The 16,128-nt window shown below is 72.2% G+C and carries 15 protein-coding genes; 8 read left to right on the top strand and 7 right to left on the bottom strand.

Annotation, left to right across the window (positions count from 1 at the left end):
- Positions 1-36 precede the first annotated feature (36 nt).
- Positions 37-1,263 (top strand): phosphotransferase, encoded by a 1,227-nt coding sequence (locus M4I32_RS04460; protein ID WP_319033281.1) that lies wholly within the window; start codon positions 37-39, stop codon positions 1,261-1,263.
- Between the two features lie 9 nt (positions 1,264-1,272).
- Here M4I32_RS04460 and M4I32_RS04455 read toward each other — a convergent pair whose 3' ends face one another.
- Positions 1,273-1,878 (bottom strand): hypothetical protein, encoded by a 606-nt coding sequence (locus tag M4I32_RS04455; protein WP_319033280.1) that lies wholly within the window; start codon positions 1,876-1,878, stop codon positions 1,273-1,275.
- On the opposite strand from M4I32_RS04455, the gene M4I32_RS04450 reads away from it, so the two are divergent.
- Positions 1,863-3,296: an NAD(P)/FAD-dependent oxidoreductase gene (locus tag M4I32_RS04450; protein ID WP_319033279.1), complete on the top strand. Its 1,434-nt coding sequence runs from the start codon at positions 1,863-1,865 to the stop codon at positions 3,294-3,296. The genes M4I32_RS04455 and M4I32_RS04450 overlap by 16 nt on opposite strands.
- Before the next feature lies 1 nt (position 3,297).
- On the opposite strand, the gene M4I32_RS04445 is transcribed toward M4I32_RS04450, so the two are convergent.
- Positions 3,298-5,370: an NAD(+) synthase gene (locus M4I32_RS04445; protein ID WP_319033278.1), complete on the bottom strand. Its 2,073-nt coding sequence runs from the start codon at positions 5,368-5,370 to the stop codon at positions 3,298-3,300.
- Positions 5,371-5,442: 72 nt separating this feature from the next.
- Here M4I32_RS04445 and M4I32_RS04440 point away from each other — a divergent pair, with 72 nt between their 5' ends.
- Positions 5,443-8,991, top strand: a complete 3,549-nt coding sequence (locus M4I32_RS04440) for a TM0106 family RecB-like putative nuclease (RefSeq protein WP_319033352.1) — start codon at positions 5,443-5,445, stop codon at positions 8,989-8,991.
- Here M4I32_RS04440 and M4I32_RS04435 read toward each other — a convergent pair.
- Entirely contained in the window at positions 8,981-9,490 is a 510-nt protein-coding gene (locus M4I32_RS04435) for a gluconokinase, GntK/IdnK-type (protein WP_319033277.1), read from the bottom strand. The two genes, M4I32_RS04440 and M4I32_RS04435, sit on opposite strands and share 11 nt — an antisense overlap.
- 74 nt (positions 9,491-9,564) lie before the next feature.
- On the opposite strand from M4I32_RS04435, the gene M4I32_RS04430 reads away from it, so the two are divergent.
- Positions 9,565-9,942 carry a hypothetical protein gene (locus M4I32_RS04430; RefSeq protein WP_319033276.1) on the top strand — a complete coding sequence of 126 codons (378 nt, stop codon included), beginning with the start codon at positions 9,565-9,567 and terminating at the stop codon, positions 9,940-9,942.
- 3 nt (positions 9,943-9,945) lie between these two features.
- Here M4I32_RS04430 and upp read toward each other — a convergent pair whose 3' ends face one another.
- Entirely contained in the window at positions 9,946-10,578 is a 633-nt protein-coding gene (gene upp / locus M4I32_RS04425) for a uracil phosphoribosyltransferase (RefSeq protein ID WP_319033275.1), read from the bottom strand.
- 65 nt (positions 10,579-10,643) lie between these two features.
- Here upp and M4I32_RS04420 point away from each other — a divergent pair, with 65 nt between their 5' ends.
- Complete coding sequence (locus M4I32_RS04420) at positions 10,644-11,075, top strand: nucleoside deaminase (RefSeq protein ID WP_319033351.1); 432 nt, start codon at positions 10,644-10,646, stop codon at positions 11,073-11,075.
- 27 nt (positions 11,076-11,102) lie between these two features.
- On the opposite strand, the gene M4I32_RS04415 is transcribed toward M4I32_RS04420, so the two are convergent.
- Positions 11,103-12,215 (bottom strand): alpha/beta hydrolase, encoded by a 1,113-nt coding sequence (locus M4I32_RS04415; protein WP_319033274.1) that lies wholly within the window; start codon positions 12,213-12,215, stop codon positions 11,103-11,105.
- 122 nt (positions 12,216-12,337) lie between these two features.
- Between M4I32_RS04415 and proC the strand changes: the two genes are divergently transcribed.
- Positions 12,338-13,183: a pyrroline-5-carboxylate reductase gene (gene proC, locus M4I32_RS04410; protein ID WP_319033273.1), complete on the top strand. Its 846-nt coding sequence runs from the start codon at positions 12,338-12,340 to the stop codon at positions 13,181-13,183.
- A 2-nt stretch (positions 13,184-13,185) separates the two neighbouring features.
- On the opposite strand, the gene M4I32_RS04405 is transcribed toward proC, so the two are convergent.
- Positions 13,186-13,857, bottom strand: coding sequence for a TrkA family potassium uptake protein (locus tag M4I32_RS04405; protein WP_319033272.1), 672 nt, complete (start codon positions 13,855-13,857; stop codon positions 13,186-13,188).
- The gene (locus M4I32_RS04400; RefSeq protein ID WP_319033350.1) at positions 13,850-15,268 is read right to left on the bottom strand and encodes a TrkH family potassium uptake protein; all 1,419 of its coding nucleotides are present in this window, start codon (positions 15,266-15,268) and stop codon (positions 13,850-13,852) included. The genes M4I32_RS04405 and M4I32_RS04400 overlap by 8 nt, the downstream gene beginning before the upstream one ends.
- 104 nt (positions 15,269-15,372) lie before the next feature.
- Here M4I32_RS04400 and M4I32_RS04395 point away from each other — a divergent pair, with 104 nt between their 5' ends.
- Both M4I32_RS04395 and M4I32_RS04390 read left to right on the top strand, forming a co-directional pair.
- The gene (locus tag M4I32_RS04395) at positions 15,373-15,786 is read left to right on the top strand and encodes a metalloregulator ArsR/SmtB family transcription factor (RefSeq protein ID WP_319033271.1); all 414 of its coding nucleotides are present in this window, start codon (positions 15,373-15,375) and stop codon (positions 15,784-15,786) included.
- A gap of 128 nt (positions 15,787-15,914) precedes the next feature.
- Positions 15,915-16,106 (top strand): helix-turn-helix domain-containing protein, encoded by a 192-nt coding sequence (locus M4I32_RS04390; protein WP_319033270.1) that lies wholly within the window; start codon positions 15,915-15,917, stop codon positions 16,104-16,106.
- Positions 16,107-16,128 lie beyond the last annotated feature (22 nt).

Below are 16,128 nucleotides of genomic sequence, written 5' to 3'. Positions count from 1 at the left end.
GAGGCGTCCTTAGGCACGGCCGATGGCATAGAGAACATGACGCGTACGGGGGAGTCCACCACCGCGGGCGGGATCGAGGCGGCCCTGCTCGGCGAGGCCCTCGACGTCGATGCGCGCGTGCTGCGCCTGATCAGTCGCGAGCCGCTCGGCCGGGGCTCGGTCACAGGTTTCGAGGTGGCCGCGACCGGCGAGACGGGTGCGGATGCCGCGACCACGACCTGGTTCGTCGACACCTCCGGGTCTTCGGTGCGCACCGAGACGGGGATGGTCTCCCCCGACGGGGAGCGGGTGTGGCAGCATCCGGCCGACCCGTACCTGCCCGCGCTGGCACCCGCCGCATTCGGGGGAGCCGCCGAGGTGCTGCTCGCCCGCCTGGGATTGCACGCGCAGGAGCCGCCGCGGATGGTGGGCTATCGGCCCGGGCGCCGCGCGGTGCTGCGGGCGCCGACGGCGACCGGCGCCGTGTGGGTCAAGGTGGTGCGCCCGTCCCGCATCGACTCCGTCATCCGCGCGCACGAGGCCTTCGCCGCCGCCGGCATCCCGGTGCCGCCCGTGCTCGGCTGGTCGCCCGAGGGACTGCTCGTGCTCGGCGAGGCGGCGGGGATACCCGCGACCGATGTCGTGTGGGACCCGGACGCGCTGCTGGCCGAGGTCGAGCGGCTGCGCCGGAGCATCGCGATGGTGACGCAGCCGGCACCGGCCCGCACGGGCCTGGTCGATCGTCTCGAGTGGTATCGGGGCAGGGTCGCCGCCGGCGGGGCGGATGCCGCGGCCACCGACCTGATCGACCGGATCACGCCGGCCGCGCTCACGCCGTCGCGGGCCGGCCACACGATCCACGGCGATCTGCACCTCGGGCAGCTCTTCCTCGACGGGCAGGGCACCGACGTGCGCGTCGTCGGGCTGATCGACGTCGACACGGCGGGCCGCGGCGACCGGCGCGACGACGATGCGGCGTTTGCGAGCCACGCCATCGCCAGCGCCCTGCTCACCGAGGGGTGGGGCGACGCCCCGCGCGCCTGGGCGCTGGCGGGCTCGGCCGTCGCCGCATATGCCGGCCCCGGCGTGCCCGAGCGCATCGCGGTGCACCTGCTCGGGCATGCGATCGCGGCATCCGAACTCGGCCACGCCGACCGCTCCGTGCGGTTGACCCGCGCCGGCCACGCGGTGATGGACGGGTCCTTCCCCGCGGCGGGGATGCCGGCGCCCGCGCGTGAGGACGAATGTAAGAACGGCCTCATGACGCACTTGGCGGCACCTTAGCCGGGCTGGTCAGGCTCGAAGCATCCGAAATCCACGGCGTGGTCCCCGGGCGGCGCCGACACCGAAGGGAACGATGATGAACAAGAGAAAGTGGATGGCGTACGGCGTCACCGGGGCCGTCGGCCTGGGCCTGCTCGCCGGAGGTGCGGCGGCCGCGGCCAGTACGATGGAGCTTCGCACCACCGACGGCGACGTCGTATCGGGCGGGGCGATCACGGGTCGCGAGAGCGGCGTGCTCGACCGCGGAGGCGTGGAGCTGCGGGCGACTGACACGTCGGTCACCGTCGTGTCGGCGCCGACACCCACGCCCGTGGCGTCCTCGTCGCCGAGCGTGCCCAGCGTGGCCTCCGTGGCCTCGGCCGCGTCCCCCGCTCCCGCGCCTGCGCAGCCCGCGCCGGCGCCGGACTCTCCGGCCAGCGCGCCCTCACCCGCCAGCGCACCGTCGCCGGCGAGCGCTCCCTCGCCCGCTTCCGCGCCCTCGCCGGCGAGCGCGCCGTCGGCGGCGTCCGCCGGGTCGGTGGGGTCGGTCGGCTCCGCGGGCTCGAACTGATCCCGTCGTCCACCGCGCCGGGCCCGTGCCCAGGGCGTACCGTGTGAGCGTGAGCGAGAACACACGGGACTACGACCTGATCGTCATCGGCGCCGGCGCGGTCGGTGAGAACGTCGCCGGCCGCGCCGTCGAGGGCGGCCTCAACGTCGTCATCGTCGAGAGCGAGCTGGTCGGCGGCGAATGTTCCTACTGGGCGTGCATGCCCTCGAAGGCGCTGCTGCGCAGCCAGGCCGCGCTGCGGGCCGCGCGCGCCGTCGACGGGGCGAAGCAGGCCGTCACCGGCGACGTCGACGTGGCCGGCGCGCTGCGCCGGCGCGACCAGATGACCCACGACTGGGACGACTCCTCGCAGGTCGACTGGCTCGAGGGCGCGGGCATCGACCTGGTGCGCGGCCATGGCCGGCTGGCGGGGGAGCGCGTCGTCGAGGTGACGGATGCCGCGGGAGTTGTCGTCACGCTGCAGGCCCGGCACGCGGTGGCCGTGGTCACCGGGTCGGCGGCGCTGCTGCCCGACATCCCCGGCCTGCGCGACATCCGACCGTGGACGAGCCGCAACGCCACGAGCGTCAAGTCCCCGCCCGCCTCGCTCGCCATCGTCGGCGCGGGCGTCGTCGGCGCCGAGATGGCCACCGCCTACGCCGGCTTCGGCACCCGGGTCACGCTGATCGCCCGCTCCGGCCTGCTCGGCGGCATGGAGCCGGTCGCCGGCGAGCTCGTCGCCGAGGCGCTCGAGGCGATGGGCGTGACGATCCGCACCGGCGTCGAGGTGACGAGCGCACGCCGTGAAGACGGGGATGCCGTGCTCTCGCTGTCGGACGGCTCCGAGGTCTCGGCCGCCGAGGTTCTCGTCGCCACCGGCCGCGTGCCGCGCACCGACGACCTGGGACTCGAGACCGTGGGCCTGACCTCGGGCGACTGGCTGAGCACCGACGACACGCTGCGCGTGCCGGGCTACGAGTGGCTCTACGCCGTCGGCGACGTCACCCACCGCGCCCTGCTGACCCACCAGGGCAAGTACCAGGCCCGGGCCGCGGGCGACGTGATCGCCGCCCGCGCCCGCGATCTCGCGGTCGATGACGCCCCCTGGGGGACGCACGTCGCGACGGCCGACCACCGGCACGTGCCGCAGGTCGTCTTCACCGACCCCGAGGTCGCCTCCGTCGGCCTGACCGAGAAGCAGGCGCGCGAGGCGGGGCTGCGGGTACGCGTGCTCGACCAGGACCTCGCCGCGATCGCCGGATCGAGCACGCACAGCGACGACTATCGCGGGCGGGCGCTCGCGATCGTCGACGAAGACCGCGGCGTGCTCGTCGGGGCGACGTTCGTGGGGCCGGATGTCGCCGAGCTGCTGCAGTCGGCCACGATCGCCGTCGTCGGCGAGGTGCCGATCGCGCGCCTCTGGCACGCCGTGCCCGCCTACCCGACGATCAGCGAGGTGTGGCTGCGCTGGCTGGAGCAGTACGGGCGGCCGACGCCCGCCTGACTCATCCGACGAGGTCGGGGAACGTCGCCCGCAGCTCGGCCAGCCACGCGTTCGCGTTGCCGTCCGACGGCGCGCGCCAGTCGCCGCGGGGCGAGAGGGAGCCCGCGGGTGACACCTTGGGGCCGTTCGGGATGGCCGACCGCTTGAACTGCGCGAACGCGAAGTAGCGGCGCAGGAACACCTCGAGCCACCGCACGATCTGGGCACGGTCGTAGGCGTAGCGGTCTTCGTCGGGGAACCCGGGCGGCCAGCCCGCGGCATCCGCCTCGCCCCACGCCTGCTCGGCGAGGAAGGCGATCTTCGAGGGCCGCATGCCGTAGCGCAGGACGTGGAAGAGCGTGAAGTCGTGCAGCGCGTAGGGGCCGATCTTGCCCTCGGTCGACTGCACCTCGCCGTCCTCGCCCGCGGGCACCAGCTCGGGCGAGATCTCGGTGTCGAGCACCGACTGCAGCACGGTGGCCTCGGCGTCGTCCACGCCCTCGCGTGCGTCGATCACCCAGCGGATCAGATGCTGGATGAGCGTCTTGGGCACGCCCGTGTTGACGGCGTAGTGGCTCATCTGGTCGCCGACGCCGTACGTGGCCCAGCCCAGGGCCAGCTCCGACATGTCGGACGTGCCGATCACCAGGCCGCCGTTCTGGCTGGCCAGACGGAAGAGGAAGTCGGTGCGCAGCCCCGCCTGCACGTTCTCGAACGTCACGTCGTAGACCGGCTCGCCGCCCGCGAAGGGGTGCCCGATCTGCTCGAACATCTCGTTCGCGGCGGCGCGGATGTCGATCGTCTCGATGCTCGCGCCCACCGCCTCCGACAGGGCGACCGCGTTCGAGCGGGTGTGGTCGCTCGTGGCGAAGCCGGGCATCGTGTAGGTGAGGATGTCGGAGCGCGGGCGCCCCATCCGGTCCATGGCCCGCGCGACGACGAGCAGCGCGTGGGTCGAGTCGAGACCCCCGCTCACCCCGAGCACCGGCTTCGGGTCGCCGATCGCCCGCATCCGCTGCATCAGGCCCGACACCTGGATGTTGAACGCCTCGTAGCAGTCCTGCGCGAGCCGGGCGGGATCGGCGGGCACGAACGGGAACCGGTCCATCGGGCGACGCAGCCCGCTCGCGCGCACGGCGCCGAGCGTGAACGGCACGGTGTGGAATGCCCCGACCCGCGCGTGGTGGGTGCGGCGGTTGTCGTCGAAGGTGCCCTGGCGGGCACGGTCCTGGCGGATGCGGTCCAGGTCGATGTCGGCGATGCTGTGGCGCGCCGCATCCGGGAACCTCTCGGTCTCGGCCAGCAGATGACCGAGCTCGTGGATCATGGTCTGGCCGTCCCACGAGAGGTCGTTCGTGGACTCGCCCGTGCCCGCCGCGGCATACACGTAGGCCGCGAGGCAGCGCTGCGACTGCGAACGGCACAGCAGGGCGCGGTCCTCGGCCCGGGCGATCGTGATGGGGCTGCCCGACAGGTTCGCCAGCACGCTCGCCCCGGCCAGCGCCGCCTCGGACGACGGCGGCACGGGCACCCAGACGTCTTCGCAGACCTCGGCGTGGATCGTCAGGCCGGGCACGTCGGTCGCCTCGAACAGCAGGTGGGGGCCGAACGGGGCCTCTCGATCCGCCACGCGGATGTGGGCCGCCTCCGGCTCGGGCAGCTCGTCGCCGGCCGCGTACCAGCGGCGCTCGTAGAACTCGCGATAGGTCGGCAGGTACGACTTGGGCGCCACGCCCAGCAGCTCGCCGCCGTGGATGACGAGCGCGCAGTTGTAGAGGCGATTGCGGTGGCGCAGCGGCGCACCGATGATCAGCAACGGCGTGAGGTCGGTCGACGCCGCCAGCAGGGTGGCCACGGCCGCCTCGGTGGCGTCGAGCACGGCATCCTGCATCACCAGGTCGTCGATCGCGTATCCGGTCAGACAGAGCTCGGGGAACACCGCGACCGCGACGCCCTCGGCGTGGCATTCGCGCGCCGACTCGAGCACGGCCTCGGCGTTGCGCCGGGGGTCGGCCACGCTCATCGGGATCGTGCAGGCCGCGACCCGCGCGAAGCCGTGCCGGTAGATGTCGTCGAACGGCGGATTCTCGTCCATCCCCCCAGTCTTGCACCGGCGGCACGTGCGATGTCGGATGCCGCGGCTAGCCTCGAGGCGAAAGGGGTGCCTGTGCGCTACATCCAGAACGAGGACGACCCGAGCGAGAGCCGCGTCATCACGAGCGCGAGCGACCTCAAGGCCGCGACGGAGTGCGAGTTCGCGTGGCTGCGCGCCCTGGACGCGCGCCTCGGCCGGCTCGCGGCGGTCGACGAGCCCGACGACCCGATGCTCGAGCGTGCGGCACGCCTCGGCGACGCGCACGAGCTGCGCACCCTGCAGGCGTATCGCGACGCGCACGGCGACGGCGTCGTCGAGATCGCGCACGCTTCTTCGTCGGATGCCGCGGCGCTCGGTCGGGCGGTCGAGCACACCGCCGAGGCGCTGCGCTCGGACGCCGACGTCATCTTTCAGGCCGCGTTCGCCACCGAGGACTTCGTCGGCTTCGCCGACTTTCTCGTGCGCGACGAGCAGGGGCGCTGGCTCGTGCAAGACACCAAGCTCGCCCGCCGCGCCCGCGTGACCGCGCTGATGCAGCTGGCGGCATATGTCGATCAACTCGACCGGATGCGGGTGCCCCGCGCCGACCACGTCGAGCTGCTGCTCGGCGACGGCACGACCAGCGCCCACGCCGTCGACGACGTGCTGCCCGTCTACCGGCTGCGGCGGGCGAGGCTGCTCGAGCTGATCGCGTCGCGTTCGGTCGCGGCGGGCGCGGCGGGCGAGCCCGTGGCGTGGGGCGACGACCGGTTCCTCGCCTGCGGCCGGTGCGCCACCTGCGCGCTCGAGGTCGAGGCCTCCCGCGACCTGCTCCTCGTCGCCGGTATGCGGCCGACCCAGCGGGAGCGCCTGCGCGCCGCCGGCATCCGGACGATCGACGACCTCGCCACCGCCGACGAGGCACCCGACGGGATGCCCGCCGAGACCTTCGCGCTGATGCGCACGCAGGCCCAGCTGCAGATCGCCTCCGAGGGCAAGCCGGCACCCGGTTATCGCCTCGTGCAGCCCGCGGCCCTCGCCGCACTGCCCCAACCCGACGCCGGCGACCTGTTCTTCGACTTCGAGGGCGACCCCCTGCACGCCGAGGCGGCGGGACGCTGGTGGGGCCTCGACTACCTCTTCGGCTGGGTCGACACCGACGAGGTGTTCTCGGCCCTGTGGGCGCATTCGTTCGCCGAGGAGCGGCTGGCGCTCGAGCGCTTTCTCGACCTGGTCGAGCTGCGCCGGGCGACGCACCCCGGACTGCACATCTATCACTACGCCCCGTACGAGCCGACCCACCTGCTGCAGATGGCCGCCCGCCACGGCGTCGGCGAGGCGCGTGTCGATGGCCTGCTGCGCGACGGTGTCTTCGTCGACCTGTATCCGATCGTGCGGCGCGCGCTCCGGGTCGGATCCCGCTCGTACTCCATCAAGAAGCTCGAGCCGCTGTACATGGGCGCCGAGGTGCGCGAGAGCGACGTGCAGCGCGGCGACGAGTCGATCGAGCGCTACGTCGAGGCCCGCGCACTCGCCGATGCCGGGCATGAGGCGCACGCGCAGCGGGTCCTCGACGACATCGGCGACTACAACCGCGACGACTGCGTCTCGACGCTGCGCCTGCGTGACTGGCTGCTCGCCCGCGCCGCCGAGGCGGGCGTGAGTCCCGCCGCCGACATCCACGATGAGGTGGCGCCGTACGAGCCTTCGCCGCGCGCGACGGCGCTGCTCGCGCACGCCGCCGACCTGACCGACAGCACGGGGGCGGGTGCGGATGCCGCCGAGCCCGATCCCGAGGCGCGCGCCCTGCGGCTGGCCGCCGCGGCCATCGACTACTACCCGCGCGAGGCCAAGTCGTTCTGGGCGGCGCACTTTCTGCGGCTGCGCGAGCCGGTCCCGGTGTGGGAGAACACCCGCGACGTGGTCACGGTCGACTCGGCCCGCAGTCGCGTGCTCGAGGACTGGCACCGTGGCGAGCGTCAGCGCGTGGATCGTCGCGTGCTCGAGCTGCGGGGCGAGCTGGCGCCGGGCTCGCGGCTCAGCGCCGGGTCGCGGCTGTTCGCCGTCTACGAGATCCCCGCGCCGTTCGACACCGACCCCTCGCCGCGTTGGATCCACGTCGCGCGCAGCGTCTCGGTGGTCGACGTGCTCGACGACGGCGCCGTCGTCGCCGAGACCGCCGCGGGCGAGCGAACCTGGCCGGTGCTTCCCGTCGCCCTGACACCGTCACCGCCGCCCGCGGCCGGGTCGCAGCAGGCGGCGATCGAGGCGTGGGCCGACCGGGTCCTCCAGACCGCCCCGACCCTGCCGCCCGACCCCGCGAGCGACCTGCTCCTGCGGCGCCCGCCTCGGTCCCGCACGACGGTGGATGCGGCGCCTGCGGTCTCGAGCGCGTTCTCCGAGACCACGACCGAGACGATCGTGCGGCGCCTGCTCGAGCTCGACCGCAGCTACCTCGCCGTGCAGGGGCCGCCCGGCACGGGCAAGACGTTCGTCGGGTCCCACGTCATCCGCCGCCTCGTCGTCGATCACGGCTGGCGCGTCGGCGTCGTCGCGCAATCGCACGCCGTGGTCGAGCACATGCTCGGCCGCATCGTGGATGCCGGAGTGCCCGGGTCGCGCGTGGGCAAGGCCCTCAAGCAGGAGCCCGCGTCGCCTCCGCCCTTCACCGTGCTGCCCAAGAGCGACGGCATCCCCGGGTTCGCCGCCGAGCAGGCGCCCGGGGGATACGTGGTCGGCGGCACGGCATGGGACTTCAGCCACGCCGTGCGCGTGCCGCCCGGCTCGCTCGACCTGCTGGTGATCGACGAGGCCGGCCAGTTCTCTCTCGCCGCGACCATCGCGGTTGCGCCTGCCGCCAGCCGGCTGCTGCTGCTCGGCGATCCGCAGCAGCTGCCGCAGGTGAGCCAGGGCACCCACCCGGAGCCGGTCGACGACTCGGCCCTGGGCTGGCTCATGGACGGCAACGCCGTGCTGCCCGACGCGTACGGCGTGTTCCTGCCCGACAGTCGCCGCATGCACCCGGCCGTGGCGCTGCCCGTCTCGCGGCTGTCGTACGACGGCAGGCTCTCGTCACACCCCTGCGCCGCACGGCGCAGCGTGGCGGGGGTTGAGCCGGGGCTGCACGTCGTGCCCGTCGCGCACCACGGCAACGCCACGTGCTCGCCCGAGGAGGCGGCGCAGGTGGTGCACATCATCGACGATCTGATGGGGCGCGTCATCCGCGACGAGAACCTCGGTGACGAGAATCTTGGGGACGGTGGCGAGAGCCGCCCGCTCACGGAGTCCGACGTCATCGTCGTCGCGCCCTACAACGCCCAGGTGCAGCAGGTGCAGGCCTCGCTCGCCGAGGCCGGGCTCGAGCGTGTGCGCGTGGGCACCGTCGACCGCTTCCAGGGCCAGGAGGCGGCGGTGTCGATCGTGTCGCTGGCCGCGTCGTCGGCCCGGGAGGCGCCGCGCGGTCTCGATTTCCTGCTCCTGGCCAACCGCCTCAACGTCGCGATCTCGCGCGCCGAGGTCGCGGCGTTCCTTGTGCACTCGCCCGGCCTGCTCGATGACCTCCCGCGCACTCCGGAGGGCGTGGCGCGACTGAGCGCGTTCGCGCGGCTGGTCGGCGCGGGCGGCGCCGACGCTACGGTCTGATGCCGGCTGCCGCGGCGGCGACGACCTCGTCGACGGGCAGCGCGGCATCCACCCGGATGCCGGCCTCGTCCGGGCCGAGCGGCTCGAGTGTGGCCAGCTGGGACGCCAGCAGAGAGGCGGGCATGTAGTGGCCCTCGCGTGTCGTCGCCCGCTCGCGGAGCACGTCGCCGTCGGCATCGAGATGCACGAAGAGCACGTCGGGCGCACGGCGGCGCAGAATGTCGCGGTAGCGGCGCGCGAGCGCCGAGCACGCGACGACGGCGCCATCCGGCGCGGCCGTCAGGGCGTCGCCGACGCGGGCGAGCCAGGGGGAACGGTCATCGTCATCGAGCGGGGTGCCGGAGGCCATCTTCGCGATCGCCGCGGAGTCGTGAAAGTCGTCGGCGTCGAGGAACGGCACCCCCAGCGTCTCGGCGAGGGCGATTCCGACGGTCGTCTTGCCGACCGCGCTGACGCCCATCACCACGATGCGGGGGGTCGCGACATCCACTGCACTCACACGCACAACGCTACCGGGCGCGCCGCGCGCCGTGGTGCCGCAGCGAGCGCGGGACGATCGGGCATCATGGTGCCATGAGACTCCGCTTCCCCGCCCTCGCTTCCGCCGCTCTCGTCGCCACCCTCGCCCTCGCCGGGTGCTCGGCGACCGAAGAACAGGACACCACCGTGATCGCGCCCGTCATCATGTCGGCCGAGGAGCTGCAGGGTGAATCTGTCGAGCTGCAGGTCGGTCAGGCGATCGACATCACCACGGGCGACCTCGACCCCGGCAGCTACAGCGGCGAGGTCACCGACGAGACCGTGGCGAGCTTCGAGGCAGGCGGCGAGCGCGACGGCGCCACCTTCAACCCCGGCGTGCTCGGCGTGGGCGTCGGCGAGACCGACGTGACGCTGAGCAACGACGACGGCGGCATCCAGGACGTGCAGTTCACCGTCACGGTCGTCGAGTAGCTTTCAGACCGTCCCGTACAGGCGGTCGCCCGCGTCGCCGAGTCCCGGCACGATGTAGCCGCGCTCGTCGAGGCGCTCGTCCAGGGCGCCGAGCACGAGCGTCACGTCGCGGCCCGCCACCTGCTTCTCGATGGCGGCGACGCCCTCGGGCGCGGCGAGCAGGCAGATCGCGGTCACGTCCTTCGCTCCGCGCCGGAAGAGGAACTCGATCGCCGCTCCGAGCGACCCGCCCGTCGCGAGCATCGGGTCGAGCACGAAGCACTGGCGCGAGCTCAGGTCGTCGGGCAGGCGCTCCGCGTAGGTCGAGGGCTCGAGGGTCTCCTCGTTGCGCACCATGCCGAGAAAACCCACCTCGGCCGTCGGCAGCAGCGTGACCATGCCCTCGAGCATCCCGAGCCCCGCGCGCAGGATCGGCACGACGATCGGGCGGGGGTCGGCGATCTTCACACCCGTCGTCGTGGTCACGGGCGTCGTGATCTCGATCGGCGCCACCCGCACGCCCCGGGTCGCCTCGTACGCCAGCAGCGTCACGAGCTCGGAGGTGAGCTGGCGGAAGACGGGCGAAGGCGTGCGCGCGTCGCGCAGCACCGACAGCTTGTGGGTGATGAGGGGGTGGTCGGCGACGTGCACACGCATAGGCTCAATCTATCCCGACCGGAAGGACGCCCGTGCTGACGTTCGACGACGCCGACCTCGCCGCGATGCGGCGCGCGCTCGACCTCGCCGCGCAGGCCGGCGCGGCCGACGACGTCCCCGTGGGGGCCGTCGTCGTCGATGCCGGGGGGCGGATGCTGGCGCAGGCGCGCAACGAACGCGAGGCCACGGCCGACCCCACGGCCCACGCCGAGATCCTCGCGCTGCGCCGGGCGGCGGCATCCGTCGGCTCGTGGAACCTGGAGGGGACCACGCTGGTGGTCACGCTCGAGCCGTGCCTGATGTGCGCGGGGGCGGCCCTGCAAGCGCGGGTCTCTCGCGTGGTCTTCGGCGCGTGGGACGACAAGGCCGGCGCGGGCGGGTCGGTGTACGACGTGCTGCGGGACCGGCGCCTGCCGCACCGGGTGGAGGTGGTCGGCGGGGTGAGCGAGCGCGCGGCCGCCGACATGCTCGGTGCGTTCTTCGCGTCGCGCCGCTGAGCCGGGGCCCGGGGATGCGCCGGCGATTCAGTCGGCGGAGCGCAGGATGATCGCCTCGGTGGGCGGAGCGGGGTCGCTCGGCTGCGCCAGGTAGCCGATCACGCGCAGCAGGGCGGCGCGGAACTCCACGGGCCGCTCCAGGTGGGCGCTGTGCCCCACGCCCTCGAGGGCGAGCTCGCGCACGTCGCCGCCGCGCTCGGCATAGAGGCCGAGCACGTCGCGGGTCTGCGACACCATCGGCTGCGCGGGGGCCACGTCCTCGCCGGGCCAGTCGGGCACGACGCCGGCCTGCCCGAGATAGTTGAGGTCGAAGAACGAGGTGTCCGACACGATCGCGTCGGTCACTCCGTGCACCCAGAGGATGGGCGGCTTGGGGTCGAGGTCGACGATGCCCGAGACGTCGAAGTACTTCGGTGCCATCGTGTTGAGCACCCCGGTCGTACCCGGCGCGAAGCCCGGCCAGTTCGCGCTCTGCACAGCATCCCCCGGGTAGTTGCCGGTCGCCGTCGAGGTCGTGAGCATCGACTCGACCCAGACGTCCTCGTGCTCGCTCCGGTACCCGGGCGAGACGTAGGCGCCGCGGAAGACGCTGCGCGGGGAGGTCTGCGCCTCATCGGAGGTGTCGTGCTCGGTGAGGCGCTTGACGAAGTCGGGGTTCGCGCCGCCCGCTCCGGTTCCCGCGTCGTCGTCGGTCAGGCGCGAGCCGTCGCGGCGGGTGCCCCCGAAGCCGTAGGGCGAGACGGGGGACTGCAGGGTGAGGCTGAGCACCGGGTGATCGAGCGCGTACTGCATGACCACGCCGCCGCCCATCGACCAGCCCACGAGGTGAGCGGTCGGGATCTCGAGCGCGGTGAGCGTCGCGTGCAGGTCGTCACTGAAGTCGCGGACGCCGCGGGTGGCGTCGACGGGCACGTTCTCGGTTCCGCCGAAGCCGCGCAGGTCGACCGCGATCACCCGCAGCTCGGCGGGCAGGTGCCGCATCGTCTCCTGCCAGAACAGGCTCGACGAGACGTTGCCGTGCACGAACACGACGGTGCGCTCCGGCGTCGTCGCCGGGTCGTCGCCGGTGCGCTCGAGGATGGTGACCGCGAGCCGGGACGTGTCGATGGCGCGCGACGTGAGGCCGTCGAAAAGTGTCATCGGGTCCTCTCCTTCCGGGGGCGGACGGCGCCCTCGAGCCGATCCTAGACCTCCGTCCCTTGCGGATCCCGAGGTATCCGCCCAGTCCGGGCCGTGAAGGCGCGCTCGTTAGGATTGTGACCATGACCGATGCCCCCGCGACCCTGCCCTCCATCGCGATCCTCGGCGCCGGCTCGATGGGGGGAGCGGTCGTGCGCGGCGTCGCCGCGTCGGGCCTGGCGGCGGACGGCGTCACCGTGACGAACCGCACGCGCGGCAAGGCGGAGGCACTCGCCGACCTGCCCGGGGTGACGAGCGTCGCTCTGGAGGATGAGCCCGACGCGAACCTGCGGGCCGCGGCATCCGCCGAGCTCGTGCTGATCGGCGTCAAGCCGGGCATGGTGACCGACCTGCTGCGCGAGATCGCGCCGGTCCTGCGCGCGGATGCCGTCGTGGTCAGCCTCGCCGCCGGGGTGACGCTCGAGACGTTCTCGAGCGTGCTCGGGCCCGACGTCGCCGTCATGCGCTCGATGCCCAACACGCCCGCGCTGATCGGCAAGGGCGTCACGGGGCTCGCCGCCGGCCCCACCGTCTCGGCCGCGCAGGCCGCCGCCGTCCGCCGGCTGTTCGAGACGTGCGGCATTGTCATCGAGACCCCCGAATCGCAGATCGACGCGCTGTCGACCATCTCCGGCTCGGGGCCCGCCTACGTGTACCTGCTCTCGGAGCAGCTGACCGCCGCCGCCGAGGCCAAGGGCTTCGCGCGCGACCAGGCCCGCGCGATGGCCGAGCAGACGTTCATCGGCGCCGCCGCGCTGATGGAGGCGTCGGGCGAGGACCCTGCCGAGCTGCGGCGCCAGGTGACGAGCCCGAAGGGGACGACCGAGCGCGCGATCGCGGTGCTGCTGGACGAGCACCTCGACGAGACCTTCGGCAGGGCGACGGATGCCGCTCTCGCCCGCGCCCGGGAGCTCGCCGCGGGCGGCTGAGGTCAGCGGTCGAGCGAGGCGAACCGCTCGACGTCCTGGTTGGTGCCCGAGACGATGATCAGGTCGTGGTTGGTCACGACCGTGTTCGCCTCCGCGTACCGGAAAGGCTTGCCCGGGCTCTTCACGCCCACGACGGTCACGTTGTATTTGCTGCGCACGCCCGTCTCGTTCAGCCCGGCCCCGCGGATGAAGCGCGGCGGGTACATCTTGGCCAGGACGAAGTCGTCGTCGAAGCGGATGAAGTCCAGCATCCGGCCGCTGACCAGGTGCGCCACGCGTTCGCCCGCTTCGCGCTCCGGGTAGATGACGTGGTTGGCGCCGACGCGGGCCAGGATCTTGCCGTGCGACTGCGACACCGCCTTCGCCCAGATCTGCGGCACCTTGAGATCGACGAGGTTGGCCGTGATGAGCACGGATGCCTCGATGCTCGAGCCGACGGCGACAACCGCGACCTGAAAGTCCTGGGCGCCGATCTGCTTGAGCGCGTCGATGTTGCGGGCGTCGCCCTGCACCGTGTGCGTCACGCGCTCGGACCACTTCTGCACGAGGTCGAGGTTCTCGTCGATCGCCAGCACCTCGCGATCGAGCCGATCGAGTTCGCCGGAGCAGGCGGCGCCGAAGCGACCCAGCCCGATGACGAGGACAGGCGCATCGCCCCGGATCTGCTCAACCAACGATCGGCCTTTCCACGGGCAGCGAGTACAGCTGCGATCGGGATGTCGCGGCCACCGCCGCGGCGAGAGTCACTGTACCAATGCGACCCATGAAGATCGTCAGCGCCATCACGTACGTGGCGGGATCGGAGAGGTTCTCCGTCAGTCCGGTCGACAGGCCCACCGTGCCGAACGCCGAGATGACGTCGAAGAGCACCTCGGCGATCGGCGCCTTGGTGATCTGGGCGATCGTGATGGTCGACAGTGCGACGATGGTCGCGCCCCATGCCACGACCGAGAGCGCCACGCGCTGCACGTCGCTCGGGATGCGGCGGCCGAACGCCTCGACCGACGGACGCCCCCGGGCCTCGGACCACACCGCGAGGGCGAGCACCGCGAGGGTCGTGACCTTGATGCCGCCGGCCGTGGACGCCGAACCGCCGCCGACGAACATGAGCATCGACCCGACCACCAGCGACGACCCGTTCAGCTCGCCGACATCGACGACGGAGAACCCGCCCGACCTGGTCATCGCCGAGAGGAAGAACGCCTGGAATGTCGTGTCCCACGCATCCATCGACCCGAAGGTGCCGGGGTTGTTGAATTCGAGGCCCAGGAACGCGAGCGCGCCCGCGACGAACAGCAGCGTCGTCGTGATGAGCGTGAGCTTGGTGTGCAGCGACCACCGCCCCACGTGCAGGAAGTGTCGCGAGAGACTGTAGATGACCGGAAACCCGATGCTGCCCAGAAAGACGCTGACCATCAGCACCGACAGGATGAAGTAGTCGTCGGCGAAAGGCTCGAGTCCCCCCGGGTTGGGAGTGAAGCCGGTGTTGGTGAACGACATCGCCGCGTAGTAGGGCGCCTCCCACAGTGCGACGAGCGGGTCGACCCGTGCGAGAACGAAGGCCGGGTAGAGCAGCACCGCGATCGTTCCCTCGATGACGAGGGTCGACAGGGCCACCGTGCGCAGCAGCTGGCCGACCTCGCCCAGGCGCACCGTCTGGCCCTCGTTCACCGGGCCGCCGTGGGCGCGCATCGGATTCGTGTCGCCGGCGGCGATCAGCTTCGCCCGCAGCCCCAGCCGCTTCGAGATGACCAGGCCGAGGATCGACGCCAGCGTGAGCACGCCCATGCCGCCGATATTGACGCCGACGAAGATGATGACGTTGCCGAGCGGAGACCAGTGCGTGGCCATGTCGACGCTCACCAGGCCGGTGACGCAGATCGTCGAGACGGCGGTGAAGAGGGCGTCGGCGAGCTGCGTGACCTGGCCGTCGGCGGCCGCGGCCGGCAGCGACAGCAGCGCCGTGAAGATGAGGATCAGCGAGCCGAAGACGAGGATGGCGAAACGCGCGGGCGACGAGGTCGTGAATTCGCGGAGCACATGTCCGATTGCGTGGATCGTCGACCGCTTGGGTCCCGGAAACATCGCGCGCACGCGCGACGATGGGCGGCTTGTTGACATGCCGCGCCCCTTTCGCCCGCCGGACCGCCCTCATGGTACTCCGCGCACGGCGCGGCTAACCTAAGCACATGGCGGACATCTTCGACGTGATCGCGGACGGCACTCGGCGGGAGATCCTGCAGATCCTGCTGTCGCGATCCGCATCCGATTCCTCGGGCACTTCTGTGTCCCAGCTCGTGCACGAGCTGGGCGTGAGTCAGCCGACGGTCTCGAAACATCTCAAGGTGCTGCGCGAGGCCGGTCTGGTGACGGTGCGTGAGGAGGGACAGCACCGCTACTACAGCCTGAACAGCACGCCGCTCGAGCAGGTGGACGACTGGCTGGTGCCGTTCTTCATCGACGATGCGGACGGCGAGACGATGGTCGAGCTCAGCAACGGCGCGCTGCCGGAGCCCGCCGCCAACGCGGCGGAGTTCGTGGGGCGCGCGGCCGCGTCGGCGAAGCACGCCGTCACTTCCGCGCTGCGCAAGTTCGGCAACTAGGGCGTTCGGGTACCTGATTCCCGCGTGCCCCAGCCGCCACACAGGTTTACACGGAACACGCGCACGCTCTAAGGTGAGCTGAGCGGTCGCGGTGGGGTGCGGCCCTGACCGAATGGGGACCGAAGACCATGGCCGATCTGCCCGAGATGCGCTTCCTCACTGTTGCTGAGGTCGCCGAGATCATGCGCGTGTCAAAGATGACCGTCTACCGGCTCGTGCACGCCGGCGACCTGCCGGCCGTGCGCTTCGGCCGGTCGTATCGGGTGCCCGAGCAGGCGGTGAGTGAGGCCCTGCAGCGGCCCATCGCCGACGTCGGCTAGACTCAGTCGAGGCATTTTTCGC

The sequence above is a fragment of the Microbacterium sp. LRZ72 genome (assembly GCF_033792225.1).
Taxonomy (GTDB): domain Bacteria; phylum Actinomycetota; class Actinomycetes; order Actinomycetales; family Microbacteriaceae; genus Microbacterium.
This window is presented reverse-complemented; position numbering and strand designations above follow the sequence as displayed.